Here is a 21,085-nt window from a genome sequence, read left to right as displayed (position 1 = left end):
ACTTTGCGGAGCCGGCCAAAGGCCCGTTCCCGAATTTTAACTTGCACGAAGCGGATCGGTTATGGTAACATAGTTTTCGTGGCAATTATGAGCAGAATACGATGTTCCGCTGCAGTTTGACGGACTGTAAGAGCATTTGTACGGAAGGAGGCCATTTTAATATGCCAAATATACTTGATGAAATTACAAAGGAACAGCTGCGGAACGATATTCCCGATTTCAGACCGGGCGATACTTTGAAAGTACACGTGAAGATCATTGAAGGCACACACGAACGTGTTCAGATTTTCGAGGGCGTCGTGATCAAGCGCCACGGCAGCGGGATCAGCGCAACATTCACCGTTCGCAAAATATCTTACGGCGTGGGTGTCGAAAGAGCGTTTCCTGTGAATTCGCCTAAGATTGATAAAATTGAAGTTGTCCGCCACGGCAAGGTTCGCCGTGCGAAGCTTTATTATCTGCGCAATCTGCGCGGCAAAAAAGCGCGTATTAAGAGCAAATAAGCAGTGCCGGAGATACGGACAAGATAAAAGGGGGCCTGGGGTTAACCGGGCCTCTTTTTATTAATGGCTTTATTATAATGCATTAAGGGGGGAGCAATTTGACGATACAATGGTATCCCGGTCATATGGCCAAGGCAAAGCGGCAGATGATTGAAAGGATCAGGCAGATCGATGTCGTCATCGAACTGGCCGACAGCAGGATTCCTGCCTCTTCGCGCAATCCGCTGGTCGGAGAGATCGCGTCGGGCAAGCCGAGACTGCTGGTTTTGAATAAGATCGATATGGCGGATCGTGAAGCGACCAAGCTGTGGAAAAGCCATTTTGAAAGCCAGGGTCTGACGGTTCACCTTGTCGACAGCCGGACCGGCGAGGGAATATCCGCCATTCCGGAAACGGTTCACCGTCTGACGGCAGGACGCAGAGCAAGAATGGAGAAAAACGGGTTCCGGCCTCACGCCGATCGCGCTCTGATACTCGGTATTCCGAATGTCGGCAAATCGACGCTGATCAACAGAATGGCCGGAAAGAAAATTGCCAAAATCGGAGACCGTCCCGGAATAACGACGGCACAGCAATGGATAAAAATCGGGAAAACGATGGAACTTCTTGACACGCCGGGTATTTTATGGCCTAAATTCGACGATCCCGAGGTCGGGCTCCGTCTGGCAGCAACAGGAGCGATCAAGGAGGAACTGTTTGATTTTCAGGAAGTCGCTCTTTTTCTGCTGAAAATCATGATCGGCCGTTACCGTCAGCAGCTGGCCGGCCGATACAGCCTGGCCGGGCTGCCTGAACTGGCCGGCACGGAAGAAGATCATAACCGGCTGATCGGATTGTTTGATGCGATCGGGAGAAATCGCGGCTGTCTCGTCGGCGGTGGCCGGGTCGATTATGATCGTACCGCGGAGATTATTGTCCGTGATTATCGCCGCCAGAAACTGGGCTGCCTGACTCTTGAAATGCCGTGAGCATGCAGTCACCCTGGCTTCCGAAAAATGGAAAAACAAGCATTTAATAAACTGAAAACAGCGTCCGATAAATAAATCGAGGAGCATGGAAATGGGACCATCGTCAATTGCACGGATTAAAGAAGAATTATCGCAGGCGCACCGGCTGTCGCCGGAAAGAAAGCAGATGCTGGAGAACGATCCGCGAAAAGGCGTCCGCCGTCTGTTCAGGCTATGGGAAGAACGGCAGTTTCGGGCACGGCGTCTGATTGAAAAGTTTAATGAGATGAACCGCATGGAAGACGACCTGCACGGCCAGGGCGTTAAAAACATCGCCGGCATCGACGAGGCCGGACGGGGTCCGCTGGCTGGACCCGTCGTGGCCGCCTGTGTGATTCTGAACCCGACTGTCGTTCTGCCCGGAATCAATGATTCAAAGCAGCTATCGGCGACGAAACGGAACGAGTATTATGATCAGATCAAGAAAACGGCCGTATCGATCGGCATCGGGATCGTTTCGGCGCACGAGATCGATGAAATCAATATTTACCGTGCTGCCAAAAAGGCGATGCTGCTTGCCGTCGGACAGATGAGTGTCCGTCCGGGCCACCTTCTGATCGATGCGATGGAGCTGCCCGTCGATCTTGATCAGACTTCTCTGATCAAAGGGGACGCCAGGAGCAATTCGATCGCGGCGGCTTCGATTATCGCTAAAGTGACGAGGGACCGGATCATGGACGGATTGGATGAAGTCTATCCGGGCTACGGTTTTTCAGGACATAAAGGGTATGGAACGAGGCAGCATCTGCAGGCGATCGGAAAACTGGGCCCATGTCCGGAACATCGCCTGACTTTTGCCCCGCTTAAACGATGAATCGATCAGTATGAAGGTGATCCCTTGAATTTTCAGCCTTATGCAGTCAGCCAAAGTCAATTGATCGGAACCTTTGCGCCCGATCAGATTCTTCGCGGCCGGGTTCTTGAGATTCTTCCGGACCGGACGGCCCTAGTCCAGCTGGGAGCAAAAAGAATGGTTGCCAAGGTCGACGTCGTCGTACCGCCTCTGAAAGTCGGCCAGGACTATCTTTTTCAAATCCGGCAGAATGCGAATCCTGTGCTGGCGAGGGTTATTGACCGGAAATCGCCGGAAGCGGATCGGACAGCCGGATCGATGGTTGATGACGTGCTCTCGACCCTGAATTTGAAAAATGAATCGCTAACCCGAAGCATCATTCAGGCGTTTCTTGATCACGGCGATGCGTTGTCGCGCCGTTCGATTCTTGCTGCACGTGCTCTGTTAAGCGGCGCGGCCGGGTCTTCGGAAGATATTCCGGTTATTCGCTGGATGCTGAGCCGCAACCTGCCGATGACGCCCGTTTTTTTTCAGGCGGCAAAAAACCAGATTCATTCTCCTGCCCTCTCTTCACAACTGATCGGTCTGAAAAACGAACTCAGTCATCTGGCCGTTCCGACACCTTCTCTGCAATCACTGAAAGCCGCCCTCGATAAATTTCCGGCAACGGAGGGCGCTCCGTCACTGGCTTTTGCCGCCGGTCTGCTCGGTGCGAGGAAGACCGCTGCTTTGCTGCAGTCCTTTCTTAAAGGACAGGTTCCGGACCTGCAGTCGGCCGTGAAACAATTAGCACTGGTGAAATTTATCAAAAGCCCGATGATGGCTTCCGACGCGGAAGCGCTGCTGGGCAAAATCGGAAGCAAACTGCAGCCGGAAGCATTTATCGGAACCTTTACCGACTATATTTCCACCCATTCCGGAGAACCCGCGCTGCAAAGCGTCCTGAACGGCGCAGGCAGCCCGGGGCTGCTGTATAATGTGCTGAAACAGATCGGCTTCGATTACGAATACAGCCTCGGCATCCTTCTTAAAAACGGAAATCCGCCGAAAACGGGTACGATTAAGGAAAATCTGCTCGCCGTCCTTCAGGACGCGGAAACACCGGCAGAAGTCAGAAAAACGGTCGGCCAGGTTGTTCAAAGGATCACCGGCGAGCAGATCCAGATGGTTTCTTCCGATCCGTTTGTGGCCCAGTTTTCACTTCAGCTGCCGCTGCCCTTTCAAAAAGAAATCCGCCAGGCAACGGTTTACTGGGAGGGGAAAAAGAATGGCCGGAGAATGATCGATCCGGACTACTGCACGATTCTTTTCAGCCTGGATTTAAAGTATTTGAAACAGACACTGGTCAGCATGCGTGTCCAGAATCGTTCCGTCACGCTGACAGTACAGAACGACTCCGCCGATTTGCGGGCAATGCTGAAAAAGGGGCAGCCGATTCTGGCCGAAAAACTTGAAGCCTTCGACTATCATCTTCTCTCTCTCGTTCAGACAAAGAAGCTCGATGACCGCCTTGTCGAAAAAATAACGAGGCCGCTCGCGGTGTCTAACTATACATTGGATGTGAAGATATGACTGAGCCCGCCCCGAAGAAAAAAAAACAGGCTGTCGCCCTTAATTATGAACATGGGAAAGATGAGGTTCCTTATGTTTCCGCTAAGGGAGAAGGGGAACTGGCGAAAAAAATTATTGCGAAAGCCAAAGAGTACAATATCCCGATCCAGGAAGATGCCGCACTGGTCTCCATGCTTTCCGAACTGAATCTGAACGAAATCATTCCTGCGGAGCTCTATGGAGCCGTGGCGGAAATATTTGCTTTTCTTTATCAAATGGACGAACAATCAAAACCGAAAAAAAATTAGCGGTTTCCCGCGAAATGCGTTCGATATCTGTCAATAATCCGCAAAATCTTTATAATCCTCCGAATCCAAATTCCTTCTCATTTTATGTTAGGTCAATACGCCAATAATCCGCAAGACTTTTCTAATCCCCTGAATCCTGCATCATTTTTCACACTGTTCATATACTTAATCATCCATTATGTAAAACTCAAATCTAACAGAGTTCCACCGCAAATTAGAATTTTTTGCGACAAACTTGTGACAAATTAGTAGACAAAATCACAAATCTTTGTCTATACTGTTAAAGTAAAGGCTTTCAATTATTTAACAATTCAAATATTGGAAGAAGGGGAATTCATGAATATTCATGAGTATCAGGGAAAACAGCTTCTGAATAAGTACGGCGTTGCCGTTCCTCATGGCTATGTCGCTTTTACGGAAGATCAGGCGGTCGAAGCGGCAGAGAAACTTCAAACGGATATCAAAGTGGTTAAAGCTCAGATCCACGCAGGCGGCCGCGGAAAAGCAGGCGGCGTAAAAATTGCCAGATCCAACGAAGAAGTCCGGGCCTTTGCGGATGAATTGCTCGGCAAGGTGCTGGTCACTCATCAGACCGGGCCGGCGGGCAAAGAAGTCAAACGTCTGCTTATTGAGGAAGGAAGCGATATTGATAAAGAATACTATCTCGGTATCGTGCTGGACCGCTCCTCATCCCGTGTGGCTGTGATTGCTTCTTCGGAAGGCGGTATGGAGATTGAACAGGTAGCGGAAAAATTTCCGGACAAGATTTATCGCGAATCGGTCGACCCTTTAATCGGACTCTCCCCTTTTCAGGCGCGGCGGATTGCGTTCAGCATCGGCATCCCCAAAAAGCTTGTAAATAAAGCTGTTAAATTTATGCTCGGCCTGTATCAGGTTTTTGTTGAAAAGGATTGCTCCATTGCGGAAATCAATCCTTTGGTCGTCACGAAAGGCGGAGATGTTCTGGCGCTTGATGCCAAACTGAACTTCGACGATAACGGCCTGTACAGAAACAAGGATATTCTCGATTTCCGCGATCTCGATGAAGAAGATGAGAAAGAAATTGAGGCGTCAAAATACGGTCTGAACTACATCGCACTGGAAGGAAATATCGGCTGCCTGGTTAATGGAGCGGGACTGGCGATGGCAACCATGGACATCATCAAATCGTTCCACGGCGATCCGGCTAATTTTCTTGATGTCGGGGGCGGAGCGAGCAAAGAAAAAGTCGAGGCCGCTTTTAAACTGATTATGTCCGATCAGCATGTCAAGGGCATTCTCGTGAACATCTTCGGCGGCATTATGAAGTGTGACGTGATTGCCGAGGGCATTGTCGCAGCCACGGAAAAAATCGGCCTGACCATACCGCTTGTCGTTCGCCTGGAAGGAACGAATGTCGATCTTGGAAAAGAAATCCTGCACCGGTCCGGTTTGAACATCACACCGGCTCAGACGATGGCGGATGCCGCGAAAAAAATCGTGTCGCTTGTCGATCAGGCGGCTGGAGGTGTTGCAAAGTGAGTATTCTTGTCAATAAAAACACAAAAGTGATCGTACAGGGCATCACCGGTTCCCAGGGGCTCTTCCATACAAAACAGATGCTTGATTACGGAACGCAAATAGTCGGCGGGGTTACGCCCGGCAAAGGCGGCACGACAGTCGAAGGGGTGCCGGTCTTTGATACGGTCCGTGAAGCCGTTGAGAAAACAGGGGCGGACAGTTCCGTCATCTATGTTCCCCCGGCTTTCGCGGCGGACGCGATTCTGGAAGCTGCGGATGCCGGAATTCCGCTTGTTATCACAATAACAGAAGGAATTCCGATTCTGGACATGGTGAAAGTCAAACGTTATCTTGCAGACAAAAAGACGCGTCTGATTGGGCCGAACTGCCCCGGAGTGCTGTCAGCCGATGAATGCAAGATCGGCATCATGCCGGGCTATATCCATAAAAAAGGCCATGTCGGCGTTGTTTCCCGTTCCGGCACCCTGACTTATGAGGCGGTCCATCAATTGACTCAGCTCAACATTGGCCAGACAACGGCGGTAGGAATCGGCGGCGATCCGGTCAACGGAACAAGCTTTATCGACGTGCTTCGATTATTCAGCGAGGATCCGGAGACCTACGCCGTCGTTCTGATCGGCGAGATCGGCGGAAACAGCGAAGAAGAGGCGGCTAAGTGGGCGAAAAGCCACACAGATAAGCCGATCGTCGGTTTTATCGGCGGCCGGACGGCGCCTCCGGGCAAGAGAATGGGTCATGCCGGCGCGATTATCTCGGGCGGTAAAGGAACCGCTGATCAGAAAATCCGGGTGATGCGCGAGCAAGGGATCGCCATCGCGGAAACACCGGCGCAAATCGGCGAAACAATGGTCGGGCTCCTGAAAGAAAGAGGACTTTATAAAGACTGCCTCATCGCAAATTCCTGAAAAAAATGGGAAAACGCATCTGTCCGCGTTTTCCCCCCTTTTTTAAATACTCCGTATCAGAACCGCAGCATTAAAAGATACCGTTGCCCACGTCCTTTTTTATCCCCCTTTATTCCACTACGCAAACAGGAAGGTGCACATCCATGGATGACTTGACACGAAAGCTGATCCAGCTTGATCACTGCCGCGGGCTGGGCAGAAAAACCATTTCCGCATTTTTGAAAACGGACCCCGGACTCAGCCGGGCGGCAGATTACTCATTCAAAGAGCTCACGGAAATTTATCGCATGTCTCCGGTGCGTGCCGAACAGTTTCTGAAAGATTTTCATACTTTTAATCCTGAACGGATGATTCAGAGGTATGAGCGACAGGGAATTTCGATTGTTTCCGTTCATAGTCCGGATTACCCGCATTATTTGAAGAAAATTTTTGATCCGCCCCATTTGCTTTATATGAAAGGGAAAAAGGAGAGACTCAAAGATCTGAAGATGCTGAGTGTCGTCGGCACAAGATATCCGAGCACCGAAGCGAGCCGGATCATGGACTATCTGCTTACCCCGCTGATCGAATCGGGATGGACGATTGTCAGCGGCCTTGCTCTCGGAATTGACGGGCTGGCGCATGCGCTCGCTTTAAAGGGACAGACGATCGCGGTTCTCGGATCCGGCCTCTATTTCCCCTACCCGCTGCAGCACAGGTCCCTTTTTAACGAATTGATTGAACATCAGCTCGTGATCAGCGAGTATCCGCCGCCTTCCAGGCCGGAACGATGGCGTTTCCCCGAAAGAAACCGTGTCATCAGCGGCCTGACACTCGGTACGCTGGTCATTGAGGCGAAAGAGCGCAGCGGTTCGCTGATTACGGCGGATCAGGCATTGGAACAGGGGCGCGAAGTGTTTGCCGTGCCCGGCTCTGTTTTTAAAGAAAACAGCAAGGGCACGCATCGCCTGATCCAGCAAGGAGCTAAATTGGTGACACAGCCCGGCGATATTCTTGAAGAACTGCGGGTCTGAAAATGTCCTGTTTTTTAACGTGAGAACGATTTCACAACCCATATTATTCCATTTACACGTCTTTCGTTGCGCTCATTATTTTGCTTTGCGTTTGACAAAGCAATAATCAATCATTAATATTAGTGAAGATTTGAATAATCTCAGAAAGGGGGAGCAACATCATGGACGAATATCTCGTCATTGTGGAATCTCCCGCTAAAGCAAAAACAATCAAACGCTACCTAGGACCGAAATATCAAGTAAAGGCATCCATGGGCCATGTACGAGATCTGCCCAGGAGCCAGATGGGTGTCGATATTAATGACCACTATAAACCAAGGTATATTACAATAAGAGGCAAAGGCCCCGTGATCAAGGATCTGAAAAGCGCGGCGCGCAAGGCGAAAAAAGTCTATCTGGCAGCCGACCCGGACCGCGAGGGCGAGGCAATCGCCTGGCATCTGGCACACAGTCTGGATATAGACGATCATTCGGACTGCAGAGTGGTATTTAACGAAATCACGAAACCTGCGATCAAGGAAGCATTTAAAAAGCCGAGAAAGATAAACATGGATCTAGTGGATGCCCAGCAGGCACGAAGAGTTCTGGACCGTCTGGTCGGTTATAACATCAGTCCGTTATTATGGAAAAAAGTGAAAAAAGGGCTGAGTGCCGGACGTGTTCAATCGGTCGCGCTTCGAATGATTATAGAGCGGGAGAATGAGATTAAAGCGTTCATTCCGCAAGAATACTGGTCGCTCATCGGTAAATTCCGGACCGGCGATGAGACTTTTGAGGCGGCTTTTTACGGACTCGACGGCAAAAAAACGCAGCTGAAAACAAAAGAAGATGTAGAACGGGTGCTTTCCCGATTAGGCGATCCGCATTTCCTGATACAGAATGTCCAGAAAAGGGAACGTCTCAGGAATCCGGTTCTGCCTTTTATTACTTCATCGCTGCAACAGGAAGCCGGGCGCAAACTTAACTTCAGAGCCAGAAAAACAATGATGATCGCCCAGCAGCTCTACGAAGGAATTGAAATAGGAAAGCAGGGTACGACCGGACTGATCACTTACATGAGAACGGACTCGACCCGGATCTCGGATATAGCGAAGGCAGAGGCCAAGACTTACATTACCGATCATTTCGGTGCACGTTATGTCGGCAAAAATCAGGCCAAACCGAAAAATTCCGAGAATGTGCAGGACGCGCACGAGGGGATCCGCCCTACTTCCGTGATGAGGCATCCGAAAGAGATCAAAGAATACTTAAGCAATGATCAATTTAAGCTTTACAAATTAATTTGGGAGCGGTTTATTGCCAGTCAGATGGCGCCGGCCGTCCTGGATACGGTTCGCGCCGATCTTGTCCAGAAGGGCGTGACATTCAGGGCAACCGGTTCGAAGATCAAGTTTCAAGGATTTATGAAAGTGTATGTCGAGAGCAGCGACGACGGCAAAAAAGCGGAATCTGCTCACGATAAGAACAACTTCCTGCCTGAATTGGAAGACGGGATGACGGCGGTTAAAGAAAGCACGGAATCGAAACAGCATTTTACCCAGCCGCCGCCGCGCTACACGGAAGCGTCGCTTGTCAAGAAGATGGAGGAAGTCGGCATCGGGCGTCCGTCGACCTATGCACCGACCATTGATACGATTCAGCGAAGAAACTATGTGACGATGGATGCGAAACGATTTGTCCCGACCGAACTCGGAGAAATCGTTCTCAATCTGATTGTTGAATTTTTCCCGGAAATTATCAACATTGACTTTACGGCACAGATGGAGACGGATTTGGATGAAGTCGAAGAAGGCAAGGAGAACTGGATTGCGATCGTCGATAATTTCTATAAGGAGTTCTCGCAAAGGCTTTCCAAGGCTGAGAAAGAAATGCAATCGGTCACGGTGAAAGATGAACCCGCCGGAATCATCTGTGAAAAATGCGGCCATGAGATGGTCTACAAAATGGGACGGTTCGGTAAATTTCTTGCCTGCTCCAATTTTCCGGAGTGCCGAAACACAAAACCGATATTGAAGAAGACGGGCGTTGTCTGCCCGAAGTGCGGAAAAGGCGAAGTCGTCGAGCGCCGCAGCAAGAAGCACAGAATTTTTTACGGCTGTGACCGTTACCCCGAATGCGATTTTGTATCATGGGATAAACCGATTCAGCGGCAGTGCCCGAAATGCGGATCCCACCTGGTGGAAAAGAAAGCGAAAAACGGGAAAACTGTTCAATGTCCGAATTGTGATTATCGGGAAGAAGTGCAGTAAAGAAATGAGTAAACGAACCGATAGTAAAAACGGAGGGGACGATTAGGACCTGACGGGGACGTTGAAGGATGATTGGCGGATGTCCCGGCGGATTGCCGCCGGCTACTCTTTTCTAGAAAAAGTGAGGAAACAAATGTGGCAGAACAAGCAGTAACCGTTGTCGGAGCTGGATTGGCAGGCAGTGAGGCTGCCTGGCAGATTGCAAAAAGAGGCATCGCGGTCAATTTGTATGAGATGCGGCCGGGCAAGCAGACACCGGCCCATCATACGGATCAGTTCGCCGAACTTGTGTGCACCAATTCACTGCGGTCGAACAGTCTTGCCAATGCGGTAGGCATATTGAAAGAAGAAATGCGCCGGCTCGATTCTGTAATCATGGCTGCTGCGGATTCGGCAAGTGTGCCGGCGGGAGGAGCACTTGCCGTGGACCGCCACGATTTCTCAGGCCGGGTGACAGCCCTTATAAGGAACCATCCGAACATCCGGATTATTCATGAAGAAATGGCCGGCATACCGGAAGGGCCCACGGTCATTGCGACAGGGCCTTTGACATCGGACCGGCTTTCGGCTTCATTGAAAAGACTGACGGGAGAAGATTACTTCTATTTTTATGATGCGGCCGCGCCGATTGTTGCCGGGGAAACAATCGACCGGGAAACCGTTTACCTGAAGTCCAGATATGACAAAGGGGATGCAGCTTATCTCAATTGTCCGATGACCCGGGAAGAGTTCCGCCGCTTTTATGAGGCCTTGGTTTCTGCAGAAACCGCGCCGCTGAAAGATTTTGAGAAGGAAAACTATTTTAACGGATGCATGCCGGTTGAAGTGATGGCCGGGCGCGGCGAAAGAACCATTCTTTTCGGCCCGCTTAAACCGGTGGGCCTTGAAGATCCGAGGACCGGGAAACGTCCTTATGCGGTCGTTCAGCTGCGCCGGGACAACGCCGCGGGCACACTTTTTAATATGGTCGGTTTTCAGACGCATTTGAAATGGGGCGAGCAGAAAAGGGTATTCCGCATGATACCGGGTCTGGAGAATGCCGAAATTGTCCGTTACGGCGTCATGCATCGCAATACATTTCTGAATTCGCCGCAGCTTTTGAGTGCAACCTATCAGACAAAGGCGAGGGACGATCTGTTTTTTGCCGGGCAGATGACGGGAGTGGAGGGCTACGTTGAATCGGCCGCTTCAGGATTAATTGCCGGCATAAATGCCGCCCGCCTTGTCTCGGGGGCACAGCCCGTTGTTTTTCCCGGGGAAACGGTGATCGGCAGCATGGCCCGCTACATTGCAACGGCTCCTTCGAGTCATTTTCAGCCGATGAATGCCAATTTTGGTTTATTAAAACCTCTCGACGAGCGGATAAAAGACAAAAAAGAACGGGCCGGCCGCTTTGCCGCCCGGGCACTGAATACAATTCAGAATGTTGCTATAAAACTGTAAATTGTGTTGCTTATTGATTTGACTTGTGCTAACATGAAAAAGCAAGAGGCCGTATGCTCAGATTGACCCTATTTATGATTGTTTCATTGAATGATTCTTTACCGCTTGTAAATAGATCGGAAAGGTCTGTCCCGCTTGATTCAGCGGAGCAGGCTTGTTCCATGCGCAGAAACCATGTTTTCTTTTTCAGAAAAGTGTTTCCGCTCGCTTTCACATAGCTGGAAGGAGGATTTTTATGGGGGCTTTTCATGCGACGACGATTTTCGCCATTCATCACAATGGGCGGAGCGCGATGGCCGGAGACGGCCAGGTAACATTCGGTCAGTCGGTGATCATGAAAAAGTCTGCCCGCAAAGTTCGCAGACTGTATCATGGAAAGGTTATTTCCGGATTTGCCGGGTCAGTTGCCGATGCTTTTACTCTGTTTGAAAAATTCGAGGGGCGGCTTGAAGAGTACAATGGCAATCTTCAACGCTCTGCGGTTGAACTGGCCAAAGAATGGCGCGGAGATAAGATGCTGCGCCAGCTTGAGGCGATGCTGATCGTTATGGATAAAAATAATCTCCTTTTGATCTCGGGAACAGGCGAGGTCATCGAACCTGACGACGGCATGCTGGCGATCGGTTCGGGGGGAAACTATGCACTCTCGGCAGGCAGAGCGCTCAAAAGATGGGGTTCTCCCGACCTCTCGGCCAGAGACATCGCCGAGAAGGCGCTGATTATTGCCGGAGAAATCTGTGTTTACACGAATGATCAGATTATTGTTGAGGAACTTTGACTGGAATCATCAAAGGGAGGTTTAAGCTATGTCGGCACCGCTCACGCCAAAACAAATTGTCGAACAGCTTGACCGATACATCATCGGCCAGAAAGAAGCCAAACGGTCTGTGGCCGTTGCTCTGCGCAACCGTTACCGCCGGTCGAAACTGGATGCAAGAATGCGCGAGGAAATCATTCCGAAAAACATTCTGATGATCGGGCCGACAGGTGTCGGCAAAACGGAAATAGCCAGGCGTCTTGCAAAAATCGTCCATGCTCCTTTTGTTAAGTTTGAAGCCACTAAGTTTACGGAAGTCGGCTATGTCGGACGGGATGTAGAGTCGATGGTCCGCGATCTGGTCGAAACGTCCGTCAGGCTTGTCAGAGAAGAAAAAATGAAACAGGTAGAATCGAAGGCCGAAGCGGCGGCGAATAAAAAACTAGTTGAACTGCTCGTCCCGGGCGGGCATAAGTCGGAGCAGCCGAAAAATCCGCTCGAATTTCTTTTCGGCGGGCAGACGAAGGGAACGTCCGAGGCTGACGGTGCCAATCATCAGGCGGACGTCGATTCCTCTCTGCGCGAGAAACGGCTGCAGGCCGAGAAACTGCTCAGGCTCGGGGAGCTTGAGGATCGTCTCGTTTCCGTTGAAGTGACGGAGCAGCAAGGCAATCAGGTTTTTGATCTGTTTCAGAATGCAGGTATGGAACAGTTCGGCGCCAATCTTCAGAACCTTTTGGGAAACCTGGGTCCGAGGCAGACTAAAAAGAAGAAACTGAAGGTAAAGGAAGCGCGGAGGATACTGACCCGGGAAGAAGCCGAGAAACTGCTTGATATGGATGAAGTAACACAGGAAGCTGTTGACCGCGCGGAGCAGTCGGGGATCATTTTTATCGATGAAATCGACAAGATAACGGGAAAAGGGCAAAATGCCGGCGAAGTTTCACGCGAAGGCGTCCAGAGGGACATTTTACCGATTGTCGAAGGATCGACCGTGATGACAAAATACGGACCTGTGAAAACCGACTACGTTCTTTTTATAGCTGCCGGGGCCTTTCATCTCTCCAAACCTTCGGACCTGATCCCTGAATTACAGGGCCGTTTCCCGATCCGCGTTGAGCTGAAAAGCCTGTCGGTTGATGATTTTGTTAATATTCTCGTCAAACCGAACAACGCCCTGATCAAGCAATATAAAGCACTTCTTGAAACAGAAGGTATAAAGATTAAATTTTCTGACGAAGCTATTCATAAAATGGCGTCGATCGCATACGAGGTCAATCAGGATACAGACAATATCGGTGCAAGAAGATTACATACGATTTTGGAGAAACTCTTAGAAGATCTGTCTTTCGAAGCACCGGATATCACACTTCAGGAAGTGGTCATCACGCCTGAATATGTTGATGAAAAATTATCCACAATTGCGAAAAATCGCGATCTCAGCCAATTTATTTTATAGATTGATGCCCGGGGGAGAAGATCCTTAAAGGCAAAAAGACATTCAAGTATCTGGCACGATATTCAGCTGAATATTCGGATGAGTTCATTTAAAAGAACTCATGACACTCAGGAGGAATTTATTATGACATTACTGGAAAAAACGAGAAAGATCAATCAATTGCTTCAAGGAACCAAGACGCAGGTTGATTTTAACGAAATGGCCAAGACGCTGCGCGATGTCATCCAGACAAATACATTTGTCGTCAGCCGGCGCGGCAAGATTCTCGGTCTTTCGCTGAAACTTGAATTCGAAAATGAACGGATACAGAAGATGTTTGAAAGCAGACAGTTTCCGGACAACTACACACAAAATCTTTTCACGGTTGTCCAGACCTCTCCCAATCTTGATATTAACAGCGAGTTCAGCATCTTCCCCGATGAGAATAAAGACTTGTTCGCCAACGGCCTGACAACGGTTGTTCCGATCGTCGGCGGCGGTGAACGGCTGGGTACGCTGATCCTTTCGCGATTGAACGAGACATTCACGGATGAGGATCTGATTCTTGCGGAATACGGAGCGACCGTTGTCGGCATGGAGATCCTCAGGGAGAAAACAAATGAGGTGGAGGAAGAAGCGAGAGAGAAGGCCATTGTTCAGATGGCGATCAGCTCCCTCTCTTACAGCGAATTGGAGGCAATCGAACATATCTTCGACGAACTGGAAGGAAATGAAGGGCTTCTTGTTGCCAGCAAAATTGCCGATCGGGTCGGCATTACCCGTTCGGTCATTGTCAATGCCCTGAGAAAGCTTGAGAGCGCGGGCGTCATTGAATCTAGGTCGCTTGGCATGAAAGGTACGTACATTAAAGTGCTGAATGACAAGTTCCTGCTTGAACTGAATCGAATTAAAGAAGGATAAGCTTTTTATCAGGCAAGTTAAAACGGTTTTAAAGGATTTTTGGTGATCGAGCAGTTGTTCCGATCACCAAAAGTCCTTTTTTTATTCTTTGAAAATTCACATGTTACAAATAGAATAATACTTTCGATCGATACAAACTGTAAAATTTAATATTTTCAATTGATATTTGGTAAAATAGGCCTTTTTTTACCAAGATTATCTATGGATATAAAGGAAAAATCTGGTGAATAAATGCCCTTTTAAGACAAAATATGACAAAATAAAGGTCTATTTACCCATAAAAAAGCTAAACAAGGGGCAGAAAACGGTCGATATAAAAAGATTAGCGTAGACATTAGGCCAAAAGTTGATAAAATGAACTTATAAAGACAAAATAAAAGGATGTGTTGGGAAAATGTTTTCGCTGACTCCCCTATCCGCTATTGAACGGGCTATGAACGGATCAATGGCGGAACAAAATGCAATTTCTCAGAACATTGCTAATGTGGATACCCCCAATTATAAGGCACAAAAAGTAGTTTTTAATGATGTGCTCAATCAGTCAATGCAAACAAATCAGAACAACTCCGATAATTTTCCTCTCACCTCTGCGGATCAGACGGGTTATAGTACGGTGACAGATACATATGGCACCATTCAGAATAACGGAAATAATGTAGATATTGACCATGAGATGTCTGATCTCGCTCAAAATCAATTATACTATCAGGCGCTTGGACAAGCAGCAAGCAATCAATTCCAACAATTCAACACGGTATTGGGAGGGTAAGACGGCATGGGAATGTTCAGCGGACTTGACATCGCGGCTTCAGGTCTTACGGCCCAGCGATTCAGAATGGACGTCGTTTCTTCTAATATAGCGAATGCGGATACGACACGCGAAAAAAACGTCAATGGACAATGGCAGCCCTATGCCAGAAAAGTGGTCAACATGAATACCATTAATCCGTCATTTGAATCGGTTTTTCAAAATTCCCTCGGTTCAGCTGCCGGCGGAGTGGAAGTGAGCAGCGTGACGGAAGATCCGGCTCCTTTTCCCGTTAAATACGATCCGACGAATCCGGATGCCGATGCGAACGGCTATGTGAAACAATCCAATGTCGATCCGCTTAAGGAAATGGTTGACCTAATGGACGCCAACCGCTCGTATGAAGCGGGAGTAACGGCCATCAATGCAGATAAAAACATGCTCTCAAGTGCATTAAATATCGGAAAGTAGGCTATGCGAAATGAGTATTAATCCTGTAGGTTTTGCCCCTTCAACAACTGCCGTTTCTCAGACGTCGCCCAGTGTTTCGTCGGCTCAGCAATCATTTGCGAGTATGCTGGAAAATGCCATCGGAACGGTCAATGATTCTCAGCAGACGGCCAATCAGATGGTAACCGATCTGGCGAACGGAACAAGCAATGTCGATTTGCACAATGTGATGATTGCCATGCAGAAGGCCGATGTCATGCTGAAAACAGCCGTGCAGGTCCGCGACCGGGTCGTCAGCGCTTACCAGGATGTCATGGGAATGCAAATTTGACCGGATCGCCTGACGGAGGATGCTATGAAGGAAAAAGTGTTAGCTTTCATTAAGCGGCTTAAAGAGTTGTGGCTGGGTTTATCAAAAAAGAAAAAGATCTGGATTATCGGAGGGGCGGCAGCACTGGTTCTTGCGATCGTGCTCTTCGTGGTTCTGACAAACGTTAAACAGTACGCGCCGCTTTACAGCAATCTGTCGACGAGCGAAGCGGGACAGATCACGAGTACGCTGGACAGTAAGAAGGTTCCTTATAAACTTTCGGCAGGCGGAACGACGATCAGTGTTCCCTCCAATCAGGTCGACCAGCTGAAGGTCGATCTTGCCGCTCAGGGCATTCCGAAAACAGGAGAAATCGATTATTCTTTTTTCAGTCAGAATGCCGGATTCGGAATGACGGACAACCAGTTTAATGTTCTGCAGCGGGCCGCTATGCAGACGGAGCTGGCCAATCTGATTTCCAACACTCAGGGAGTCAAGTCGGCGAAGGTCATGCTGACACTTCCGCAGAATAGCGGATGGGTCGGAAGTCAGAGTTCGAACGACTCGGCATCGGCGTCGATCATGCTGAACGTATCCCCGGGTTTTCAGCTGACCAGCACGCAAATAAACGGGCTCTACCACTTGGTTTCCAAAAGTGTGCCGAATCTTCCCGAAAACAATATCGTTATTATGGACCAGTACTATAACTACTATGATCCGAAGAGCAACAGCGGCGGAAATTCGACTCTTTCCACCTATAATCAGCAGCAGCAGATCGTTCACGACATTGAAAATAACTTTCAGCGCCGGGTGACGCAGATGCTGACGCTGATGATGGGACAGGGCAAGGTCGTGGTCAATGTTACGGCCAACGTTGATTTTACGCAGTCCAAGGAAAAACAGGATTTGGTGGAGCCTGTCAATCAGCAGACGATGGAGGGACTTGCCTCCAGCACGCAGCATATCACTGAGACTTATACAGGACAGGGAGCAGGCGGACAGGTGGGAACCGGCACAAATGCCGTCCCGACTTATCAGGCAGGCACAAACGGCAACGGGACTTATCAGAAAGTCCAGGACCAGGTCAACTATGTATTTAACAAAATACACCGCGATGTGACGAACAGTCCTTATAAGATCACCGATCTCGGCATTCAGGTCATGATCGAACCGCCCTCGGCGAATAATAATAATTCTTTGTCGCAGCAGCGCATCAATGACGTGAAACAAATTCTGAATTCGATTGTCCAGACATCTATATCCGACAATCAGGGACAGGAATTGTCCGCCAATGTCGTCAATCAGAAGACATCGATCACGGTAGGACGGCTGAACGGCCAAATGTCGCAGGCCGCTCCGTCGATGAACTGGTGGCCCTATATTATCGGCGGCGGACTGCTTCTGCTGATTGCCGGGCTGGTCGTATGGCTGATCCTGTACAGAAGAAGAAGAGCCGCGTCTGAAGAAGAAGCTTATGTAGAAGATATTCCGCAGGAGGATGAACTTAAAGAATCACTGGAAGATGAAAATCCGGAACAGAAAAAATACAATGAAATTGAAAAAATGGCAAAACAAAAGCCCGATCAATTTGTGAGGCTGCTCAGAGGCTGGCTTTCCGACGAACGATGAAGGGAGGAGTACCAATTGGCAGAACGAAGAAATAAACTGACAGGGAAACAAAAGGCCGCGATCCTCATGATCGCACTCGGGACCGAGGTATCGGCTACCATTTTTAAACATTTGACGGAACAGGAGATCGAAGAACTGACTCTGGAAATATCAAATGTACGAAAAATCGATCCCGATATGAAAAAACAGATCATTGATGAATTTTTTCAGACCGCGCTGGCACAGGAGTACATCTCGCAGGGCGGAATCGGCTATGCCAAGCAAATTCTTGAAAAAGCTCTGGGTCCCGACGAGGCAAAACAGATTATTCAGCGGCTGACGACGACACTGCAGGTCAGGCCTTTCGACTTTATGAGGAAAAGCGATCCCCAGCAGATTCTGAATTTTATTCAGAATGAGCACCCGCAAACGATTGCCCTAGTGCTTTCTTACCTGGATGCTCAGCAGGCTGCGACCGTTCTGTCCGCTCTTCCTGAGGAAAATCAGGCGGATATCGCCAAAAGAGTCGCCCAAATGGACCGCACGTCTCCTGAAGTAATTGCTCAGGTGGAAAGAGTACTGGAGAAAAAAATATCCACTTCATCCGTGAATCAGGATTATACAAGGACAGGAGGCATTGCTTCCATTGTCAACGTTCTGAACGGTGTCGATCGGGCGACCGAGAAGAATATACTGGATCGCCTGGAAAAAAATGATTCAGATCTGGCAGAAGAGATCAAGAAAAGAATGTTTGTGTTTGAGGATATCATTGTCCTTGATGACCGGGCTATTCAGCGGGTGATCCGGGAAAGCGAGAACGAAGATCTGATTCTGGCAATGCGCACGGCGAGCGACGAGGTGAAAGATTTACTGTTCCATAATATGTCCGATCGTATGGCGGCCAGCTTTAAGGAAGAAATGGAATATATGGGACCTGTCCGCCTGCATGATGTGGAGGAAGCGCAGACAAGAATCGTAAATACGATCAGAAAACTGGAGGACGCCGGAGAAATTGTCATTGCCCGCGGTCAGGGGGATGATGTGATTGTCTAACCTCATTAAATCTCCCGAGAAGGTTAACGACAGACAAGTGATCGGGCTGTCGGCAGCGATCGACCCGGAACTGGATGCTCTAAACAGTAAGATGGACCGGGAATCTGTCGAAAGGAGTCTGGAAGAAAGAATACGCCGGGCAAAACGGGAAGCAGCGGAGATTTTGGAGGAGGCAGGGCAGAAACGTCTGGAATTCGATAAACAGATGGAAAACGATGCTGCCGAAGCGAAAAAAAGAAGAGATGAGACCTTCAGGCTTAAGGAAAAAGAAGGCTATGAGGCAGGTTTCAAGAAAGGGGCTTCCGAGGGAGAAAAAAGCTTTGAGTCGCGTGTGGCTCAGGCTAATCAGCTGATCAATCAGGCACGTGCGGCTTACCGGAGCTACCTGGAGGATGCAGAGCCGGAAATTCTGAAGCTGTCGATGGCCGTCGCTGAAAAGATCATCGGCATTTCCCTTGCGCTGGATAAGGACAAATGGTTTTCCCTTGTTTCAAAGGCCGTTCATGAGGCAAAGGATCAGGAAACGATAAAAATTACCGTTTCACCCGACCGTTTTGAGGTACTGAATCAGCGCAAAAACGAAATGGATTCGCTCGTTCAGGATGCTAAAATTTTTATTTACGCGGACGGCGATTTTGCCGAAAATGATTGTACTATCGAAACGGCTTTCGGGAAGATCGTTGCCAGTGTAGACAGCCAGTTATCCGTCATCAAGGAAAAATTAAAAGAACTGATGGAGGAGAAACGAAAATGAATGCGGACCGATTGATCGAAGCACTTCCATCAATTGACAGTTACCGCCGGTTCGGTAAAATCAATCGCGTCGTCGGTCTATTAGTCGAATCGAAGGGCCCGTCTTCATCCGTCGGCGACGTCTGTATTATTCATATGAAAGGCGGCCAGCGAAAAGTCCTGGCAGAGGTGGTCGGGTTTCGGGAAGAAAGCATTCTTCTGATGCCGTACACCTCCGTGGCCCATATTTCTCCGGGCTGTCTCGTTGAGGCGACAGGAAAGCCTCTTGAGATTAAGGTCAATGACGAGCTTCTCGGCCAGGTTTGCGACAGCATGGGGCTGCCAATGTCAGGTATGCATTTTTCAAAGCCGTTTGCGGTTGTTCCGACGAATCAGCCGCCCCCCGATCCGTTGAAGAGGCCGCGGATCAGCGAGCAGATTGAACTGGGAGTCCGTTCGATCGGCGGACTTCTGACCGTCGGCAAAGGCCAGCGTGTCGGGATTTTCGCCGGCAGCGGCGTCGGGAAGAGTACGCTGATGGGCATGATTGCCAGAAATACTTCTGCGGATTTAAATGTGATTGCTCTGATCGGCGAGCGCGGGCGTGAGGTCCGGGAATTTCTGGAAAAGGATCTGGGGCCGGAAGGAATAAAACGTTCAATCGTGATTGTTGCAACCGGCGATCAGCCGGCCTTAATGCGAATTAAAGGGGCGATGACGGCAACCGCTATTGCCGAATATTTCCGCTCAAGAGGAAAAGATGTCCTTTTGATGATGGATTCACTGACGCGCGTGGCAATGAGCCAGCGGGAAATCGGGCTGGCGGTCGGAGAGCCGCCGACCACCAAGGGCTATCCTCCGTCGGTTTTCGCCATGCTGCCCCGTCTCCTGGAAAGAACCGGTACGGACGTGAACGGGACCATCACCGCGTTTTATACAGTCCTGGTCGACGGAGACGATCTGGACGAACCGATTTCCGACACGGCGAGAGGCATTCTTGACGGGCATATCGTTCTTGATCGCGCACTTGCGCAAAAGGGCCAGTATCCGGCAGTCAATCTGCTGAAAAGTGTCAGCCGCGTCATGAATGAAATCGATACTCCCGAACATCTGGAAGCCGCAGGACACTTTCGAGCGCTTCTTGCCCAATATACCGAGTCTGAGGACCTGATCAGCATCGGTGCTTATAAGCCCGGAAGCTCGGCGGCTATCGATGAAGCGATCCAGTTTCATCCGAAGATGATCCGTTACCTGTGCCAGCCCCAGTCGCTGAAAGTGCCGTTGGATGAAGCGATTGATCAGTTGATCAAAGAATTCGGCAGAGGAGCTGAAAACAGTGCATGATTTTCGTTTTGAACGTGTGATGAAAATAGCGGAAAGCGAAAAGAAGACTCTGGAAGTACAGTATCGATTGCTTTTTGACCATTTCGAACAGCTGGCCCACGGACTCCTGGATTTGATCGAAGAGAAGAAATCCATTCAGAAAAATCTTCAGGACAAAATGAAGCAGTCGATTACCATTGATTTGGTAAAAAGCCAGATTTACGATGTGGAAAAAACGGAACGCCTGATCGACGAACAGACCGTGCAGTATGAACGGGCAAAGAATCAACTGGAACAATTCAAGGCCGTTTTGCTGAGAAAAGCGATCGAGGTGAAAAAATACGAGAAAATAAAACAAAAACAGATGTTTATGAATCACAGCGACGCACGAAAAAAAGAAACGAAAATGCTGGATGAGGTAGCTGCACTTCATTCTGCAAATAACGGCTGAA

The 21,085-nt window shown here is 49.3% G+C and carries 21 protein-coding genes; all 21 read left to right on the top strand.

Annotated elements, in window-relative coordinates; genetic code table 11:
- Window positions 1-161: 161 nt before the first annotated feature.
- The 21 genes from rplS to fliJ all read left to right on the top strand — a co-directional run bounded on the left by rplS (window position 162) and on the right by fliJ (window position 21,084).
- Window positions 162-503 (top strand): 50S ribosomal protein L19, encoded by a 342-nt coding sequence (gene rplS / locus OYT88_RS00800; protein ID WP_274397438.1) that lies wholly within the window; start codon window positions 162-164, stop codon window positions 501-503.
- A 98-nt stretch (window positions 504-601) separates the two neighbouring features.
- Window positions 602-1,471, top strand: coding sequence for a ribosome biogenesis GTPase YlqF (ylqF, locus tag OYT88_RS00795; RefSeq protein ID WP_274397437.1), 870 nt, complete (start codon window positions 602-604; stop codon window positions 1,469-1,471).
- A gap of 91 nt (window positions 1,472-1,562) precedes the next feature.
- Window positions 1,563-2,324 carry a ribonuclease HII gene (gene rnhB / locus OYT88_RS00790; protein ID WP_274397436.1) on the top strand — a complete coding sequence of 254 codons (762 nt, stop codon included), beginning with the start codon at window positions 1,563-1,565 and terminating at the stop codon, window positions 2,322-2,324.
- A gap of 24 nt (window positions 2,325-2,348) precedes the next feature.
- A complete protein-coding gene (locus tag OYT88_RS00785) occupies window positions 2,349-3,875 on the top strand; it encodes a hypothetical protein (protein ID WP_274397435.1) in 1,527 nt (508 codons plus the stop codon).
- Window positions 3,872-4,162 (top strand): EscU/YscU/HrcU family type III secretion system export apparatus switch protein, encoded by a 291-nt coding sequence (locus tag OYT88_RS00780; protein WP_274397434.1) that lies wholly within the window; start codon window positions 3,872-3,874, stop codon window positions 4,160-4,162. Before OYT88_RS00785 ends, OYT88_RS00780 begins: the two co-directional genes overlap by 4 nt.
- A 336-nt stretch (window positions 4,163-4,498) precedes the next feature.
- A complete protein-coding gene (sucC, locus tag OYT88_RS00775) occupies window positions 4,499-5,683 on the top strand; it encodes an ADP-forming succinate--CoA ligase subunit beta (protein ID WP_274397433.1) in 1,185 nt (394 codons plus the stop codon).
- Complete coding sequence (sucD, locus tag OYT88_RS00770) at window positions 5,680-6,588, top strand: succinate--CoA ligase subunit alpha (protein ID WP_274397432.1); 909 nt, start codon at window positions 5,680-5,682, stop codon at window positions 6,586-6,588. Before sucC ends, sucD begins: the two co-directional genes overlap by 4 nt.
- A gap of 143 nt (window positions 6,589-6,731) precedes the next feature.
- A complete protein-coding gene (gene dprA / locus OYT88_RS00765) occupies window positions 6,732-7,601 on the top strand; it encodes a DNA-processing protein DprA (protein WP_274397431.1) in 870 nt (289 codons plus the stop codon).
- 161 nt (window positions 7,602-7,762) lie between these two features.
- Window positions 7,763-9,850: a type I DNA topoisomerase gene (topA, locus tag OYT88_RS00760; protein WP_274397430.1), complete on the top strand. Its 2,088-nt coding sequence runs from the start codon at window positions 7,763-7,765 to the stop codon at window positions 9,848-9,850.
- Window positions 9,851-9,985: 135 nt separating this feature from the next.
- Window positions 9,986-11,293 (top strand): FADH(2)-oxidizing methylenetetrahydrofolate--tRNA-(uracil(54)-C(5))-methyltransferase TrmFO, encoded by a 1,308-nt coding sequence (trmFO, locus tag OYT88_RS00755; RefSeq protein ID WP_274397429.1) that lies wholly within the window; start codon window positions 9,986-9,988, stop codon window positions 11,291-11,293.
- Between the two features lie 235 nt (window positions 11,294-11,528).
- Window positions 11,529-12,071: an ATP-dependent protease subunit HslV gene (gene hslV / locus OYT88_RS00750; RefSeq protein WP_274397427.1), complete on the top strand. Its 543-nt coding sequence runs from the start codon at window positions 11,529-11,531 to the stop codon at window positions 12,069-12,071.
- A 28-nt stretch (window positions 12,072-12,099) separates the two neighbouring features.
- A complete protein-coding gene (gene hslU, locus OYT88_RS00745; protein WP_274397426.1) occupies window positions 12,100-13,509 on the top strand; it encodes an ATP-dependent protease ATPase subunit HslU in 1,410 nt (469 codons plus the stop codon).
- Window positions 13,510-13,632: 123 nt separating this feature from the next.
- Window positions 13,633-14,409, top strand: coding sequence for a GTP-sensing pleiotropic transcriptional regulator CodY (gene codY, locus OYT88_RS00740; RefSeq protein ID WP_274397425.1), 777 nt, complete (start codon window positions 13,633-13,635; stop codon window positions 14,407-14,409).
- A 394-nt stretch (window positions 14,410-14,803) separates the two neighbouring features.
- Entirely contained in the window at window positions 14,804-15,178 is a 375-nt protein-coding gene (gene flgB, locus OYT88_RS00735; RefSeq protein ID WP_274397424.1) for a flagellar basal body rod protein FlgB, read from the top strand.
- 6 nt (window positions 15,179-15,184) lie between these two features.
- A complete protein-coding gene (gene flgC / locus OYT88_RS00730) occupies window positions 15,185-15,628 on the top strand; it encodes a flagellar basal body rod protein FlgC (RefSeq protein ID WP_274397423.1) in 444 nt (147 codons plus the stop codon).
- Window positions 15,629-15,638: 10 nt separating this feature from the next.
- A complete protein-coding gene (fliE, locus tag OYT88_RS00725; protein WP_274397422.1) occupies window positions 15,639-15,938 on the top strand; it encodes a flagellar hook-basal body complex protein FliE in 300 nt (99 codons plus the stop codon).
- Between the two features lie 24 nt (window positions 15,939-15,962).
- Entirely contained in the window at window positions 15,963-17,546 is a 1,584-nt protein-coding gene (gene fliF / locus OYT88_RS00720) for a flagellar basal-body MS-ring/collar protein FliF (RefSeq protein ID WP_274397421.1), read from the top strand.
- Between the two features lie 15 nt (window positions 17,547-17,561).
- Complete coding sequence (gene fliG, locus OYT88_RS00715; protein ID WP_274397419.1) at window positions 17,562-18,578, top strand: flagellar motor switch protein FliG; 1,017 nt, start codon at window positions 17,562-17,564, stop codon at window positions 18,576-18,578.
- Window positions 18,571-19,332: a flagellar assembly protein FliH gene (fliH, locus tag OYT88_RS00710; RefSeq protein ID WP_274397418.1), complete on the top strand. Its 762-nt coding sequence runs from the start codon at window positions 18,571-18,573 to the stop codon at window positions 19,330-19,332. The genes fliG and fliH overlap by 8 nt, the downstream gene beginning before the upstream one ends.
- Complete coding sequence (gene fliI / locus OYT88_RS00705; protein WP_274397417.1) at window positions 19,329-20,654, top strand: flagellar protein export ATPase FliI; 1,326 nt, start codon at window positions 19,329-19,331, stop codon at window positions 20,652-20,654. The genes fliH and fliI overlap by 4 nt, the downstream gene beginning before the upstream one ends.
- Window positions 20,647-21,084 (top strand): flagellar export protein FliJ, encoded by a 438-nt coding sequence (gene fliJ / locus OYT88_RS00700; RefSeq protein ID WP_274397416.1) that lies wholly within the window; start codon window positions 20,647-20,649, stop codon window positions 21,082-21,084. The genes fliI and fliJ overlap by 8 nt, the downstream gene beginning before the upstream one ends.
- Window position 21,085 lies beyond the last annotated feature (1 nt).

Source organism: Sporolactobacillus sp. CQH2019 (assembly GCF_028765345.1).
Taxonomy (GTDB): Bacteria; Bacillota; Bacilli; order Bacillales; family Sporolactobacillaceae; genus Sporolactobacillus.
This window is presented reverse-complemented; position numbering and strand designations above follow the sequence as displayed.